This window comes from Geodermatophilus tzadiensis, assembly GCF_003002915.1.
In the GTDB taxonomy this organism is placed as follows: domain Bacteria; phylum Actinomycetota; class Actinomycetes; order Mycobacteriales; family Geodermatophilaceae; genus Geodermatophilus; species Geodermatophilus tzadiensis.
The window spans coordinates 1-15,108 of the sequence record NZ_PVTG01000018.1; the positions used below are offsets into that span (position 1 = coordinate 1).

The window sequence follows — 15,108 nt, forward strand, 5'->3', positions numbered from 1 at the left end:
CGCCGGCATTCCCGGCTCGGCAACCTCAGCCCCGCCGACTACGAGAACATGCACCTGACACAGAACGAGGTGTCCGCCTGACGGGGGTCACTTCAAACCAGGATGTCTACATGGGCCGAGGGCTGCCGAACCCGCAAGCAGCAGCCGCGCTCCAGCGGCTCCGGCAGGTCCGACCATCACTCCGACCGACTTGTAGGCGCTCGAGGCGGAATTCGAGGACGCGGGCATGCCGATGTCTTCGTCTTTGAGCAGCCGTTCGCGGCCAGCTTCGGCGTGCTGACCATCGGCTATGGCTACGCCGGGTTCACCGCCAGGCGCTACCCGACCGCGTTCGCGAAGGGTGGCGACGCCGACAGCAGCACCGGGAACAGGCTGCTGGCGCCCGCCTTCTAGCCTGCTGATCGCAGATCAGTCCCGGGTCGTTTGTCGCCCGTGAGGCTCAGGCATGCTCGTCACGTGCGAGTCGCCGAGCTGGTCCTCGACTACGTCAAAGTGCTCGTCTGGCCCGGCGTCGTGGTCCTTGCGCTTTGCCTGTTCCGCCTGCGGCTCCAAGAATTGCTGGCGCGACTCACCTCCTTTGAGGGACCAGGAGGGGTAAAGGCGGCTTTCACAGAGGGGCTCGCCCAGGTGCAGGAGCGCTTGCAACAGACGGAGACCGGGCAGACCCCGCAGGACAGGACCGGTGCAGCTCCATCGCCCGGCGCCGAGAATGAGATTTCGGAGTGGCTGGCCGAAGTTGACGACATGAGGCGATCCACGCTTGCGTACCTGGAGAAGGTCCGCACACGGTCGGTCAAAGCCGGGGCAACAGCCCCCGCATTGGCGCTTGCCTGGGACAGGCTCGAGGACTTCTTCCGTCAGCTTGCGACGGCCCTAGTGCGCCGGGGGATGCCCTTGGCGGATACGCCTATCGACACAGTGGTGCGCAGTTTTGGGGGTGACGACCTCAAGGCATCGGTGCAGGATCTACGCCGCCTCAAGGACCAGACGCTTTACCGCTTCGAGTTCATCACGGAGGTTCAAGCGGACGACTTCGTCCGAACCGTGGAGAACGTCGTCAGGCTGACGTCATCGCTGGCGACGTCCCGGATCCCAGCGCCGATCGAGACGGGCAAGACGCAAAACGACCAGGCCGCGTCCACGTAGGTCAGCGCATCCAGTTCACAGGAAAAAGGATCCGGTCCATAACAGTCCGTTGGACAACACCGTGCCGCCTGGTTCCAGTGGACGGCCACGTGTCTGCGCTGAAGATAGGTTTGTGAGCACAGAGGCCGAGCCGAAGCAAGATTGGATCTGGTGGCTCGCCGGACTGGTCGCTGTATACGGCCGCTGGTGAGCTTGGGGTGCAGCTCACCCCGCCTCGTGGAAAGCGGGCCTGTTGGACTGCCTCAAGTCTTGGCCGATCTCTTGGTGGCCGCTCTGCTCCTCGGGGCTCGGCTCAGCAAGTAGCGGGCTTGCCGGCATTGGCCTACCGCATGTGCTTCGAACGACGCCACCTGACGCAGAGCGTGCGGCGCACCAGGACTCACTTCGTCATAAGGATGTCCACACCCTGACACTTGGGGCAGGCGGCCAGGGTGTAGAGGTTGCTGAGGAAGGTGTTGGCGCGGTGTAGCTCGTTGCCGGCGGCGATCCGCCTTCCTGAGGCACCGAGGGTGAAAGCCGCTCCCGCCTGCTCCATCTTGAGACCAGTCCGCTGAAGACGGCCGCCTAAACCTTGTTCATTGGCGATCGCATTGCTGACGGCCGAGTCCAGTTGCCACTGGCTGTTGCAGCGACGACAGGAGCAGGAGACGGTGTCCTTGCGGGTTTATTCGACTCATGCCACGCCACTGCGCTAGAGGGACTGCGACGGGCGCGCTCGTTTCGTTACCCCTTGAGACCTCGACTGACCCCTTACCATCACCTGTAGGCACCGCGATTGCGATGCAGATCAGAATCGCAAAGATCACAATGCAAGTAATGACTACACTTGAGTCCATACGGACATCCTTCGGTTGAACCTTGAGGGTAGCGACGTTCTTAGCGGTCCCCGAATAGTGGGTCGTTCATCTCAGAGGCATTAGGACAGTACAGTTCAAGCGCCTCACCTAGGAGGATGCCTGCCTGGTCCCCAGTGAGACCGGCATCAGTTGCTTGGCTCAGGTATCCAAGCGCGCCGTCAGTCTTCAGGGTCTCGCAGGATGAGCGCATCAGCTCTAGCAGCGTCTCGTCGTCTGATGCGGCAAAGAGTGGCACCTCGCGCAGGGTCTCGAGAGCCGACTCCTCGGGCGATTGCTCGCAGGCGACGAGTGACATGCACGCGGCACTGATAACGATGAACTTCCTCAAGACGACCCCTTCGTCGATCAACATACCCGGTGGCGGGCCATGGGAGTGATCGGCAAAGTGCCGGTGTAGTTAACTCGTCCGTGATGGCCACTTCCGCGCCTGAAGGTGCCACCCGTCCGCAGGGGGACGTCTGTCACCAATCATGTTCAGGAACGTCGAAGCATGTTCAACGGGCATGCCAAGGTGATCACCTCCGGGTGCCCCAGCGCTGTGAGGCGGATGGTGCACGGGAACTCGACGTCGTCCCCCTCATCGGACCCGGGCGCCCGGACACGCTTCAGTCACGAGATGTCACACCAGGGGGTCGACGGGCGTGGCGCGTCCGCGCCTGCGGCTATGCCGTCCGAGTGACGATCTCCATCCGTCTGCTGGACGAGCGCCGCTTCGACCCGCCGCGGGACGTCGAGGTGGAGAACGGCGGTCCGTGGTGGTCCGGGGAGCAGACGGCGTGGCGGCTGTGCGACTACGGCTGGGGCCGTCACCTCACGAGTGTGCCGCCGGAGCGCGTCCGCCTCAGGGCACGGTGAGGCGCTCCGACCCCGACGCACAGCTCAGGGAAGGCGACCCCGCGACGCCGGCACGTCCTCGTCGCCGACCCGCGTAAGGGTCACCGCCCGCGGAAGGACGCCCTTGCCCGAGGTGGGCGGTCCGCTCGTTTGTTGGTCGTAGATTGGTCGTGGGTCCCCGAGCCCACGACCGTGTCAGGCCGCTGACCTGCGGTGTTGCTCCCCCGATTGGACTCGAACCAATAACCCTGCGATTAACAGTCGCATGCTCTGCCAATTGAGCTACGGGGGACGGGCGGCTGCGAGCCGCGCGCCCGTCGAGAATACCCCACGGCTCCTGACGACCCGCGGAGGCTCTCCCATCGCGGACGGTCCGGTGCCGCCGTAGCGTGATCACCCGGTCGTCCCCGTCTCGAACCCGGAGGTCCCCCGTGGCCAAGTTCTCCTTCCTCGTCGGCTTCGGCGCCGGCTACGTGCTCGGCGCGCGCGCCGGCCGCGAGCGCTACGAGCAGATCCGCGGACTGTGGTCCGACGCCAAGGACAACCCGCAGCTGCAGGGCCTGGCCGGCATGGCCCAGGCGCGCGCCGACGACGTCGTCAGCTCGGTCAAGGCCAAGATGGGCCGCGACGCCGAGCCCACCGGCAGCGCCGCCGGGCGCAGCACCGGCACCACGACGACGCCCCCGGCCACCGCCACCAGCTCTCCCGACGTCACCGCACTGCCGGTCGACCCGCCGCCGGTCGCCTGACCGCCCGACCGGTGCCGGACCGGGGCCAGGGGGCGGCCTCAGTCCGGCTGGTCGGTCGCGACGGCCTCGGCGAGCTTGCGGCGGGCGATCTCGCGCATCTCCGGGTCGCCGCGGTGGGCGTCGTCGTCGAAGACCACCGTCCACTCACGCGCCGCCTGGCCGGGCACCCGCCGCGCCACCAGCAGCACCCCGCCGCCGTTGGGCAGCGGCGAGCGCCGGCTGGCCACCACCGTGTCGTCGACCCGGCGGCGCACCACGGCCGGCAGGTCGCCGGCGTCGGCCAGCGCGTGCCGCTGCACGGGCTCCCGCGCCTGGACGCCCGGCTCGACCTCGGTCAGCGCGGTGACGGCGAAGCTGCCGCCGCCGTCGTTGGTGGCCGTCCAGCGCGCCGAGCCGACCTCGTGCCAGCGCAGCACGCCGACCTCGCCGGCCTCGGGCAGCGGCAGGTCGGCGGGCACCACGCGCAGCCCGCGGCTGGTGGCCACCAGCCAGCCCCGCTCCCGCACCAGCTCACCCCAGGCCAGCACCCGCTCGTCGGGGTCGGTCGAGGCGGCGACGACGGCGCGCACGAGCTCCGGCGGGCGGGTGAACCGGCGGCGCAGCGCCGCGGCGAGGCTCACTCGCCCAGCCCGCCGATCGCCCGCTTGCGCAGCGAGATGGCCCGCTGCTCCAGTTCCATCAGCCGGGAGAACTGGCGCATGTACTCGTCGCCCTGCTCGACCGGGTTCATCCGCTGCAGCTTGCCCTTGATGGCCGCCACCTGCCGGTTGGTGTGCATCTCCTCCAGCCGGGCCAGCACCGCCGTCACGTAGCCGGCTTCGGCCTCGCCCACCGAGCGCAGCGGCTCGACGGCGAGCGCGGTCAGCATCGCCCGCGCCGTCTCCCGGTCGCAGTGCTCGGCCACCTGGTCGAGCCACTCCGGCCCGGTCACGGTGGCCGCCGCCGCTCCCCCGGCGCCGGTCACGGCCGCGGCGACGGCGGCGTAGTCGGGGTCGGTGTAGGCCTCCGCCGGGACGGCGTCGAACGACGGCCCGGCGACCTCGGGCACCTGCAGCGCGGCCTTCACCGCCTCGCGCTCGACGGCCACCGCGGCGTCGTCCGGCGTCCGCTTGGGCACCCGCGGCCGGGCGCGGGACGAGGCCACCTCGCCGCCGGTGATCCGCCGGATCCGCTCGAGCACCTCGCCCTCGTCGGTGTCGCCGATCAGGCCGGCCAGCCGGCGCGCGTAGGCCGGGACCAGTGCGTGGTCCTTGACCTGCGCCAGCAGCGGCGCCGTCTTGTCGAGTGCCGCGACCCGGCCCTCGACGGTGTCCAGGTCGTAGTCGGCCAGCGTGGTGCGCAGGACGAACTCGATCAGCGGCGTCCGCCGGGCGACCAGGTCGCGGACCGCGGCGTCCCCGTGCGCCTGCCGCAGCTCGCAGGGGTCGCGGCCGTCGGGCTCCACGGCGACGAACGTCTGCGCGACGAAGCGCTGGTCCTCCTTGAACGTCTTCATCGCGGCGGCCTGGCCGGCGGCGTCGCCGTCGAAGGTGTAGACGACCTCCCCGCGGAACTCGTCCTGGTCCATGAGCAGCCGGCGCAGCACGCCGATGTGCTCGGGCCCGAACGCGGTGCCGCAGGAGGCGACCGCCGTGGTCACCCCGGCGAGGTGGCAGGCCATGACGTCGGTGTAGCCCTCGACGACGACGGCCTGGTGCCGCCGGGCGATGTCGCGCTTGGCCCGCTCGATGCCGTAGAGGACGCTGCTCTTCTTGTACAGCGGCGTCTCGGGGGTGTTCAGGTACTTCGGGCCGGGGTCGTCGTCCACGAGCTTGCGGGCGCCGAAGCCGATGACGTCGCCGGTGATGTCGCGGATCGGCCAGACCAGCCGGCGGTGGAAGCGGTCGATGAGCGTGCCGCGCGAGGACTCCTTGGCCAGCCCGGCGGTCACCAGCTCCTGCTGGCTGTAGCCCCTGCCCCGCAGGTGCCGGGTCAGCGCGTCCCAGCCGGCGGGGGCGAACCCGCAGGCGAAGTCGACGGCGACCTGCCGGTCGAAGCCGCGGTCGGCGAGGAACTGCCGCGCCGGTGCCGCCTCGGGGCTGCGCAGCTGCTCGACGTAGAACTCCGCCGCCGCCGTGTTGGCCGCCACCAGCCGGGCCCGCTGCCCGGCCTGCGCGCGGTCGGGCGCCCCGGTGGGCCGGCCGCCGTCGTCCTCGTACCTCAGGTCGACGTTCGCCCGCGCCGCCAGCCGCTCGACCGCCTCGGTGAAGCTCAGGTGGTCGATCTGCTGCACGAAGCCGATGACGTCGCCACCGGCTCCGCACCCGAAGCAGTGCCAGAGGTTCCTCGAGAGCGTGACGTGGAACGACGGCGACTTCTCGTCGTGGAACGGGCACAGGCCCTTGAGGCTGCCGCCTCCGGCGCGCTTGAGCTGCAGGTGCTCGCCGACCACCTCGTCGATCCGGCTGCGCTCGCGCACCAGCGCGATGTCCGCCGCTCGGATGCGTCCCCGGCCGGCCATGGGCCCCCTCCGTCGTGCTGCTGCGCGGAAGCCGGTGCGCTCCCCGCCCCGATCATCCCCCGTCGGTACGAAGGGTCGTCAGAGCCCCGCCACCGCCCGGGCCACGGGTACCGGGCCTGGGGTCCTGAGCTCCCGCTCGCTCAGCTGCCCCCGGCCGCCGCGGCGCCGCCTGCGATCGCCGCCGTCGCCGCGGCCTGGTCGCGGCGGCTCATCACGAGCCCGAGCCAGAGCAGGAAGACCTGGTGGTCCAGCGGCAGGGAGTCGTCAGCGGTCAGGGTCGGGCGCGGCGACCAGCCGCCCGTCGTCCCCGTCTCGGCGACCACCCGGTCGCCGGACAGGTACCGGTGTCCCCCCTTCCACCGGGACACGACCTCCGACCGGAGCGTCGTCCCCTCCAGGTCGGCCTCCCACGTGCCCTTCCAGAACGACGTCTGCCGGGCGCGCAGCCGGGCGGCGTCCTCCGGCTCGCCTGCCCGGCGACCGGTGAGCGTCCCCCTGCTCTTGGCGAGGACCCACTCGCGGTCCCCGACGACGGCCGTGGCCGCCTCCTTCCAGTTCGACGCCCGCAGCGTGGCGACGACGAGGCCGTCGCGGAGCACGGGCAGGACACCCTTCCCGGTGCCGGCCGAGCCGGCCTTGCCGAGTTCGAGCACGTCTCCTCCCTCAGCCGACGCCCGGGGCTCCCGCCACGCTCTCGCCGGTCGCCCGGTAGAGCAGGTAGGCCGCGGTCTCCCGGAGGATGTAGCGGAACTGCGTGGTGCGCGTCTGCACGGCCGGGCCCTGGCGGGTGGGCGAGCTGGTCACCTCCATGCCGGCGTCCTCGGCCATCCGCTCGGCGCGCATGGCGTGCCAGGGGTCGGTGACCAGGACGGCGGTGGACCAGCCGCGCTCGGCGTAGGCCGCGCCCACCGCCCGCATGCTCTCCAGCGTGTCCACGCCCTCCGGCACCGCCAGCAGCGAGTCGCCCGGGATGCCGGCCTCCTCGAGGTAGGCGCGGCCGGCGTCGGCCTCGGTGAACTGGTCACCGGCCGCCTTGCCGCCGACGGTCACCACCACGGGGGCCACGCCGTCCTCCCACAGCGACAGCGCGTGCTCCAGCCGCGCCGCGAAGATCGACGACGGGACGCCGTTGTACTGCGCCGACCCGAGCACCACGATCGCGTCGGACGAGGGGCGGGCGTCCTGCCGCGCGGTCCACCAGATGGCCGCGGCGGTCGAGGCCACCAGGAGCAGCACCGCGAGGACGACGGCGCCGAACACCCGGTTCACCAACGCCCCCGCCCACCTCACCGGTCGAGGATGACACGGGCCCCGTACCGGGCGTGACAGGTGTGGCGGGCGTGGCGGAGGGGGCTCCCCGGCGGGCGGGGAGCCCCCTGGTCAGGAGCCGGAGAGGTCCGTGCCGAGCGCCGCCCGGCCCGCCTCGAGACGGGCCACCGGCACGCGGAACGGCGAGCAGGACACGTAGTCCAGCCCGACCTCGTGGAAGAAGTGCACCGAGTCGGGATCGCCGCCGTGCTCTCCGCAGACGCCGAGCTTGAGGTCCGGCCGCGCCGACCGGCCCTCCTCGGTGGCGACCTCCACGAGCCGGCCGACGCCGGGACGGTCCAGCGACTCGAACGGGGAGACGCCGAAGATGCCCTTGTCCAGGTAGGCGTGGAAGAACGCGGCCTCGACGTCGTCGCGGGAGAAGCCCCAGGTCATCTGGGTGAGGTCGTTGGTGCCGAAGGAGAAGAACTCGGCCGAGTGGGCGATCTCGGCGGCGGTGAGCGCCGCGCGCGGCACCTCGATCATCGTGCCGATGAGCACGTCGAGCTCGACGCCGCACTCCGCGAACACCGCCGCGAGCACCTGCTCGGACTCCTCGCGGATGGCCTCCAGCTCCTGCACCGCCCCGACCAGCGGGATCATGATCTCCGGCCGCGGGTCACCACCGGCGCGCTTGCGCGCGCAGGCCGCCTGGGCGATCGCCCGCACCTGCATGGCGAACAGCCCCTTGACCACCAGGCCCAGGCGCACGCCGCGCAGCCCGAGCATCGGGTTCTGCTCGTGCAGCCGGCGGACGGCGGCCAGCAGCCGCAGGTTGGCCTCGTCCGGGTGTCCCTGCGCCTCGGCCACCGCCACCCGCACCGACAGGTCGGTGAGGTCGGGCAGGAACTCGTGCAGCGGCGGGTCGAGCAGCCGCACGGTCACCGGCAGCCCGTCCATCGCCTCGAAGATCTCGAGGAAGTCCTGCTCCTGCAGCGGCGCGAGCGCGTCGAGCGCGGCCTGCTTGTCCTCGTCGGTCTCGGCGAGGATCAGCTTCTCCACCAGTTGCCGCCGGTCGCCGAGGAACATGTGCTCGGTGCGGCACAGGCCGATCCCGCGGGCGCCGAAGCGCCGGGCACGGGCGGAGTCCTCGGGGGTGTCGGCGTTGGTGCGCACGTCCAGCCGTCGCGCGCCGTCGGCGTGGGTCAGCACCCGGTGCACGCTGCGCACCAGGTCGTCGGCCTCAGCGGAGTCCGGGTCGATCTCGCCCTCGAAGTAGCGGACGACGGCCGACGGCTCGACCGGCACCTCGCCCAGCCACACCCGGCCGGTGGACCCGTCGATGGAGATGACGTCGCCCTCCTCGACGGTGACGCCGCCGGGCGCGGTGAAGCGGCGGTTCTTCGTGTCGACCTGCAGCTCCTCGGCGCCGCAGACGCAGGTCTTGCCCATGCCCCGGGCGACGACGGCGGCGTGCGAGGTCTTGCCGCCGCGGCTGGTGAGCACGCCCTCGGCGGCGATCATCCCGGACAGGTCGTCGGGGTTGGTCTCCCGCCGGACCAGGACGACCTGCTCGCCCCGGTCGGCCCACTGGACGGCGGTCTCGGACGAGAACACCGCCTTGCCGACGGCGGCGCCGGGCGAGGCGTTCATGCCCTGGGTGAGCTGGGTGGCGTCCCCACCGGAGACGAAACGCGGGAACATCAGCTGGGCGAGCTGGTCGCCGCTGACCCGCCGGACCGCCTCGTCCGTGTCGATGAGGCCCTCGTCGACGAGCTGGGTGGCGATGCGGAAGGCGGCGGCCGCCGTCCGCTTGCCCACGCGGGTCTGCAGCATCCAGAGCTTGCCGCGCTCGACGGTGAACTCGATGTCGCACAGGTCGCGGTAGTGCGACTCCAGCCTGCTCATGATCTCCATGAGCTCGCGGTAGGCGCCGGCGTCGATGCGCTCGAGCTCGGTCAGCGGCACGGTGTTGCGGATGCCGGCGACGACGTCCTCGCCCTGCGCGTTCTGCAGGTAGTCGCCGTACACGCCCTGCTCGCCGCTGCCCGGGTCGCGGGTGAACGCGACGCCGGTGCCGGAGTCGGGGCCGAGGTTGCCGAAGACCATCGAGCACACGTTGACCGCGGTGCCCGCGTCGCTGGGGATGCGCTCGCGGCGGCGGTAGAGGACGGCGCGCGGGGAGTTCCACGAGTCGAAGACGGCGTTGATGGCCAGGTCCATCTGCTCGCGCGGGTCCTGCGGGAAGTCCCGGCCGGTGTGCTCGCGCACGATCGCCTTGAACCGGTCGACGACGTCGTGCAGGTGCTCGGCGTCGAGGTCGAGGTCGAGGTCGGTGCCCTGCTCGCGCTTGGCCTCGTCGAGGGCGTGCTCGAAGTGCTCGCCGTCGATGTCGAGCACCGTCTTGCCGAACATCTGGATCAGCCGGCGGTAGGAGTCCCAGGCGAAGCGGTCGCTGCCCGACTGCGCCGCCAGGCCCTGCACCGACTCGTCGTTGAGGCCGACGTTGAGGACGGTCTCCATCATCCCGGGCATCGAGGCCGCGGCCCCGGAGCGGACCGAGACCAGCAGCGGGTCCGACGGCTCGCCGAGGGTCTTGCCCATCGCCTTCTCCAGCGCGGTCAGGTGCTCCGTCACCTGGTCGGCGAGGTCGGGCGGGGTGCTGCCGTGCTCGAGGTAGAAGCGGCAGGCGTCGGTGGTGATGGTGAACCCCGGCGGCACCGGCAGCCCCAGGTTGGTCATCTCGGCGAGGTTCGCGCCCTTGCCGCCGAGCAGGTCCTTCTGTTCCTTGGAGCCCTCGCTGAAGTCGTAGACCCAGGTGGTCGTGCTCGTCCCGCTGCTCACCGCGCACCTCCGCGCTCGTCCGCCGGCTGGTCGTTCCCCACCGGGGACGGCGCCGGGGGTCGCCCGCCACGCCTCCGCTGGGGGCTCCGATCACGACGGTGTGCCCAGACGTCTCAGACGTCCGCTCGGAGCAGGACAGTGATGGTGGCCTACCGGCGAGGGACACGCCAGCCCGTCACGCGTCAGGAGCCGGGCGTGACCGGACTCCCGGTCCGTCCGCGACGGCGGCGCGGACCAGCGCCCGGACCTCCGCCGCGCCGGCCGCGGCCAGGCACCGCCGCGCCAGCTCGGCGCACGCGCCGGAGTCGAGCCGCCGGACGGCGGCCTTGACGGTGGGCACCGCCGACGGCGCGACGCTGAGCTCCCGGACGCCGAGGCCGACGAGCACGGGGACGGCGGCGGGGTCGGCGGCGGCCTCCCCGCACACCGACACCGGCACCCGGCCGGCCGCGCGGGACGCCGTCTCGCCGACCAGGCGCAGCACGGCCGGGTCGAGCGGGTCGGCGAGGGCGGCCAGCGCCGGGGAGCCGCGCTCGGCGGCCAGCGTGTACTGGGTGAGGTCGTTGGTGCCGATGCTCAGGAAGTCGACGTGGGGCAGGAACGCCTCGATGTTCAGGGCGACCGCCGGCACCTCGACCATGACGCCGACCCGCAGCCCGTCGGGCACCGGGCCGGGGGCGGCGGCCTCGGTGAGCAGCCGGCGCACCGCGAGGACCTCCTCGACGACGGTGACCATGGGGACCATCAGCCGCACGGGCCCGTGCCGGGCGGCCCGGCAGACGGCGGCGAGCTGGGTGCGCAGCAGGTCCGGCCGGGTGAGCGACAGGCGCAGGCCGCGGACGCCGAGGAACGGGTTGGCCTCCGCCGCCTGCGGCCAGTAGCGCAGGGGCTTGTCCCCGCCGACGTCGAGCGTGCGGACGGTCACCGGGCGTCCGGCGAGCGCGTCGAGCACCGCCGCGTACTCGCGCTCCTGCTCCTCGGCCGTGGGGGGCCGGTCGCGGTCGAGGAAGAGGACCTCGGTGCGGAGGAGGCCCACGCCGTCGGCGCCGGCCGCCGCGGCGGCCCGGGCGTCGGTCACCGACCCGACGTTGGCGCTCACCGCGACCCGCCGGCCGTCCCGGGTGACCGCCTCGCGGGGAGCCTCGGCGGCGTCCCGCGCGCGCCGGTCGGCGAGCTCCCGCCGGCGGGTGCGGTACTCCTCCGCGACGGCGGCCGGCGGGTCGACGAGGACGCGCCCCTCGGTGCCGTCGACCACCAGCGGCGTGCCGTCCGGGACGTCGAGCAGGCCGGGCCCGGCGGCGACGACGGCCGGGATGCCGAGGGCGCGGACCAGGATCACGGCGTGCGCCGTCGGGCTGCTCCCGGACAGCACGACACCGAGCACCCGCCCCGGGTCGAGGGCGCCGGCGAGGGCGGGCGTGAGGTCCTCGGCGACGAGCACGCCGTCGACGTCGACGTCGTGCACCGGGGCCTGCCCGGCGAGGACGCGCAGCACCTGGTCCCCCACCGCGCGCACGTCGGCGGCCCGTGCCCGCAGGTACGGGTCGGGCAGCGCCGCCCACTGCGCCTCCAGGGCGGTCACCGCCCGCGCCCACGCCCCGGCGGCCGACGTCCCCGCGTCGGTGCCCGCCCGGGCCGCGCCGGTCAGCTCGGCGTCGTCGAGCAGGAGGAGGTGCGCGTCGAAGACGCCGGCCTGCCCGGGACCGGTGCGGTCGCGGGTGCGCCGCACGTCCCGCCGCACCGCGGCGAGGGCGTCGGCCAGCCGGCGCTCCTCGTGCTCCGGCGGCCCGGCGGGGCGCTCGTCGACCGGGACGGGGACGGCGCGCAGGCGGACGGCGGGACCGATCGCGATGCCGGGCGAGGCCGGCAGCGGTCCCGCCGACGGCGCCGGGTCCGGTCGCTCCCCGTCCGGGTCGGGGGCCTCGTCGAAGGCGCGGGCCGCCAGCGCCAGCACCCGGTCCACGGCCTCGCGGGCCTCCGGGCCGGCCGCGGCGACCTCGACCTCGTGGCCGCGCAGGGCGCCCAGGGTGGCCACCCGGCTGAGGCTCCCGGCCGGGACGGGTCCGGCGCCGGTGGTCAGGTTGCGCACCGTGACGTCGGCGTCGAGCCGGCGCACCTCGCCGACCAGCCGGGCGGCGGGGCGGGCGTGCAGGCCGTGCGGGTTCGCCACCACGAAGGACCCGGTCAGCCGGCCGTCCGCGGCCGGAGCCGGCTCCCCGTCAGGGGCGGTGCCCAGGTGGGTGTCCTTCGCCAGCAGCGCGGCCCGGGCCTCCGCGGCGACCTCCGCCCGGTCGGCCCCGCCGGCCGCGACCACCGAGGCCACCAGCAGCCCCTCCACCAGCGGCGCCGGGGAGAGGACGACGCGCTCGCGCACGTCGTCGGGCAGCAGCTCCAGCGCGAGCTCGGCGCTGAGCACGGCGCTGCCCACGTCCATGAGCACCACGACACCGTCGCCGTCGTCCACCTCCTCGACCGCGGCGGCGATCCGGACGGCGTCGGTGCCGAACGTCGACTCGTCCAGCCCGGCGGCGACCGCGGTGCGCGCCGGCCGGCCGGAGACCACCTCCGCGGCCAGCCCGACCGCGGCCTCGGCGAGCGCCCGGCTGTGCGACACCACGACGATCCCGACGCGGGACCCGCCGGCGGCGCGCGGTGCGCTCACCCCCCGGCCCCGCCGCCGGCGAGGGTCTGCGCGGCCGCGGCCACGAGCAGGGCGGCGCTGGTGGCACCCGGGTCCTGGTGCCCGGCGCTGCGCTCGCCGAGGTAGCTGGCCCGGCCCTTGCGGGCGACCATCGGCGTGGTGGCGTCCCGGCCAGCCGCGGCGGCGTCGGCGGCGGCCGCGAGGGCCTCCGCCCACGGCCGGCCCGCGGCCAGCGCCTCCTCGCAGGCGGCGACCGCCGGCGCCAGGGCGTCGACCATCGTCTTGTCCCCGGCCTCGGCGCGCCCGCGGGTGACCACGCCCTCCAGGCCGGCGCGCAGGGCGGCAGCCACGTCGGCGGGGGCCACGGACGCCTCCTCCCCGAGTGCCGTGCCGACGCGGAGGAAGAAGGTGCCGTAGAGCGGTCCGCTGGCCCCGCCGACCGTGGAGACCAGGGTCATGCCGACCTTCTTGACCAGCGCGCCGGCCGAGGCCGGCGCCGCACCGTCGACGGCGGCGAGGGCCGCGGTCGTGCCGCGGTGCATGTTGGCGCCGTGGTCGGCGTCGCCGATGGCGGCGTCGAGCTCGGTGAGCGCGTCCCGGTTCTCCGCCACCAGCCGCGCGAAGAGCCGGATCCAGGCGAGGAGGTCGTCGGTCGAGACCTGCTCCACCGCTCAGACCCCCCACCGCAGGGCGGGGGTGCGCACGGGGGCGTCCCACAGCGACAGGAGCTCGTCGTCGACCCGCAGCAGCGTCACGGACGAGCCGGCCATGTCCAGCGAGGTGATGTAGGGCCCCACCAGGGACCGGGCGACGTCGAGGCCGGAGCCGGTGAGGATGCGGTGCACCTCGTTGTAGAGCACGTACAGCTCGAGGAGCGGGGTGCCGCCGAGCCCGTTGACGAAGCAGAGCACCCGGTCCCCGCGGCCGAAGGGCAGGTCGGCCAGGACCGGCTCGACGAGCATCGCGGCGATGTCGCGCGCCGGCGCCAGCGGCACCCGCTCCCGCCCGGGCTCGCCGTGGATGCCGACGCCGAGCTCCATCTCGCCCTCGCCGAGCTCGAACGTCGGGTGGCCCACGGCCGGCACGGTGCAGCTGGTCAGCGCCACGCCCATGCTCCGGCCGTTCGCGTCCACCCGGCGGGCCACCTCGGCGACCTCGTCGAGGGACCGGCCCTGCTCGGCCGCCGCGCCGGCGATCTTCTCCAGCAGCACCGTCACGCCGACGCCGCGGCGGCCGGCCGTCCAGGTGCTGTCCTGGACGGCGACGTCGTCGTCGGTCACCACCGCCACCACGCGCGAGCCGGTCTCGGACTCCGCGAGCTCCGCGGCCATCTCGAAGTTCATGACGTCGCCGGTGTAGTTCTTCACCACGTGCAGCACGCCGGCGCCGCTGTCGGCGAGCTTCGTCGCGGCCAGCACCTGGTCGGGCACGGGGGAGGTGAACACCTCGCCGGCGCACGCCGCGTCGAGCATGCCGAGCCCGACGAAGCCCCCGTGCAGCGGCTCGTGCCCGGAGCCGCCGCCCGACACCAGACCGACCTTGCCCGGCCGCGGCAGGTCCGCCCGGTGGACGACCCGGTTGGCGTGGTCCACCCGCAGGTCGGGGTGCGCGGCCTCGATGCCGGCGAGCGCCTCGGGGACGACGTCCGCGGGGTCGTTGATCAGCTTCTTCATGACCGGGGCTCCTCGTCGGGTCGCAGATGGGGACGTGCTGGTGGCAGTGGACACCCACCAGCCGTCCGCCCGCACCCGTCGCGACGCCGGCGCCCGGTCGCGGGCCCGTCAGGCGACGACGGCGAACCCGACGACGGCGAAGACGAGGGTGAGCAGGCAGACGAGGATGCCGACGTAGAGGCCGGTGCGGTTCACCGGCGAGGGGGCCGGCGAGCGGTAGTCCGGGAAGCCGCTGGCCAGCGCGCCCTGCGGCAGCCGCGGGGCCTGCTGGGGCGTCGGCGCGAACTGCGGCCGCGGCGGCAGCTGCACCTGGCCGGGGTGCACCACCTGGGTGGGCGCGGCGGGCTGTGGCACGGCGGAGCGGGGCACGGCGGAGCGGGGCACGGGCGGCTGCGGCGGGGCCGGGACGGCGGCCGGTGGGTACGGCGCCGCAGGGACCGGCGGGTAGGAGGCGTACTGCCCGGCCGGGGCGTATGGCGCCGGCTGGTGGGGCGGCTGCGACAACGTCGTTCCTCTCGAGCAGGACCCGCCGGACCTCCGGACGGGCGGCGCACATGGTGACAGCCGCCCCCCGGGGGCGCCAGGGATCCCGTCGCGCCTCGGTGTGCGCTCCCCG

The 15,108-nt window shown here is 73.5% G+C and carries 13 protein-coding genes and 1 tRNA gene; 3 read left to right on the forward strand and 11 right to left on the reverse strand.

What is annotated here, in order from left to right; translation table 11 throughout:
• The first annotated feature begins 456 nt into the window (after positions 1–456).
• The gene (locus tag LY71_RS19395; RefSeq protein WP_106280796.1) at positions 457–1,146 is read left to right on the forward strand and encodes a hypothetical protein; all 690 of its coding nucleotides are present in this window, start codon (positions 457–459) and stop codon (positions 1,144–1,146) included.
• 876 nt (positions 1,147–2,022) lie between these two features.
• On the opposite strand, the gene LY71_RS19400 is transcribed toward LY71_RS19395, so the two are convergent.
• Entirely contained in the window at positions 2,023–2,331 is a 309-nt protein-coding gene (locus LY71_RS19400; RefSeq protein ID WP_146146188.1) for a hypothetical protein, read from the reverse strand.
• A 347-nt stretch (positions 2,332–2,678) separates the two neighbouring features.
• Here LY71_RS19400 and LY71_RS19405 point away from each other — a divergent pair, with 347 nt between their 5' ends.
• On the forward strand, positions 2,679–2,858 hold the full coding sequence (locus tag LY71_RS19405; protein ID WP_106280800.1) for a hypothetical protein: 180 nt from the start codon (positions 2,679–2,681) through the stop codon (positions 2,856–2,858).
• A gap of 198 nt (positions 2,859–3,056) precedes the next feature.
• Here LY71_RS19405 and LY71_RS19410 read toward each other — a convergent pair.
• Positions 3,057–3,129 (reverse strand) — tRNA-Asn (locus tag LY71_RS19410).
• Between the two features lie 139 nt (positions 3,130–3,268).
• Between LY71_RS19410 and LY71_RS19415 the strand changes: the two genes are divergently transcribed.
• A complete protein-coding gene (locus LY71_RS19415; protein ID WP_245888113.1) occupies positions 3,269–3,586 on the forward strand; it encodes a hypothetical protein in 318 nt (105 codons plus the stop codon).
• 38 nt (positions 3,587–3,624) lie between these two features.
• Here the strand turns inward: LY71_RS19415 and LY71_RS19420 are convergent, their stop codons facing one another.
• The 9 genes from LY71_RS19420 to LY71_RS23210 form a co-directional block, all read right to left on the reverse strand.
• The gene (locus LY71_RS19420; RefSeq protein WP_106280802.1) at positions 3,625–4,206 is read right to left on the reverse strand and encodes a hypothetical protein; all 582 of its coding nucleotides are present in this window, start codon (positions 4,204–4,206) and stop codon (positions 3,625–3,627) included.
• Positions 4,203–6,086 (reverse strand): DNA primase, encoded by a 1,884-nt coding sequence (dnaG, locus tag LY71_RS19425; RefSeq protein ID WP_106280804.1) that lies wholly within the window; start codon positions 6,084–6,086, stop codon positions 4,203–4,205. Before dnaG ends, LY71_RS19420 begins: the two co-directional genes overlap by 4 nt.
• Positions 6,087–6,226: 140 nt before the next feature.
• Positions 6,227–6,739 (reverse strand): hypothetical protein, encoded by a 513-nt coding sequence (locus LY71_RS19430; protein WP_106280806.1) that lies wholly within the window; start codon positions 6,737–6,739, stop codon positions 6,227–6,229.
• Between the two features lie 10 nt (positions 6,740–6,749).
• Positions 6,750–7,376 (reverse strand): YdcF family protein, encoded by a 627-nt coding sequence (locus LY71_RS19435; protein WP_106280808.1) that lies wholly within the window; start codon positions 7,374–7,376, stop codon positions 6,750–6,752.
• 90 nt (positions 7,377–7,466) lie between these two features.
• Positions 7,467–10,178, reverse strand: a complete 2,712-nt coding sequence (gene ppdK / locus LY71_RS19440; protein ID WP_106280810.1) for a pyruvate, phosphate dikinase — start codon at positions 10,176–10,178, stop codon at positions 7,467–7,469.
• 175 nt (positions 10,179–10,353) lie between these two features.
• Positions 10,354–12,840: a phosphoenolpyruvate--protein phosphotransferase gene (gene ptsP, locus LY71_RS19445; RefSeq protein ID WP_106280813.1), complete on the reverse strand. Its 2,487-nt coding sequence runs from the start codon at positions 12,838–12,840 to the stop codon at positions 10,354–10,356.
• Positions 12,837–13,487, reverse strand: a complete 651-nt coding sequence (dhaL, locus tag LY71_RS19450) for a dihydroxyacetone kinase subunit DhaL (protein WP_106280815.1) — start codon at positions 13,485–13,487, stop codon at positions 12,837–12,839. Before dhaL ends, ptsP begins: the two co-directional genes overlap by 4 nt.
• Before the next feature lie 3 nt (positions 13,488–13,490).
• Positions 13,491–14,492, reverse strand: coding sequence for a dihydroxyacetone kinase subunit DhaK (dhaK, locus tag LY71_RS19455; RefSeq protein WP_106280817.1), 1,002 nt, complete (start codon positions 14,490–14,492; stop codon positions 13,491–13,493).
• Between the two features lie 108 nt (positions 14,493–14,600).
• Positions 14,601–14,846: a hypothetical protein gene (locus LY71_RS23210; RefSeq protein WP_146146189.1), complete on the reverse strand. Its 246-nt coding sequence runs from the start codon at positions 14,844–14,846 to the stop codon at positions 14,601–14,603.
• Between the last annotated feature and the right edge of the window lie 262 nt (positions 14,847–15,108).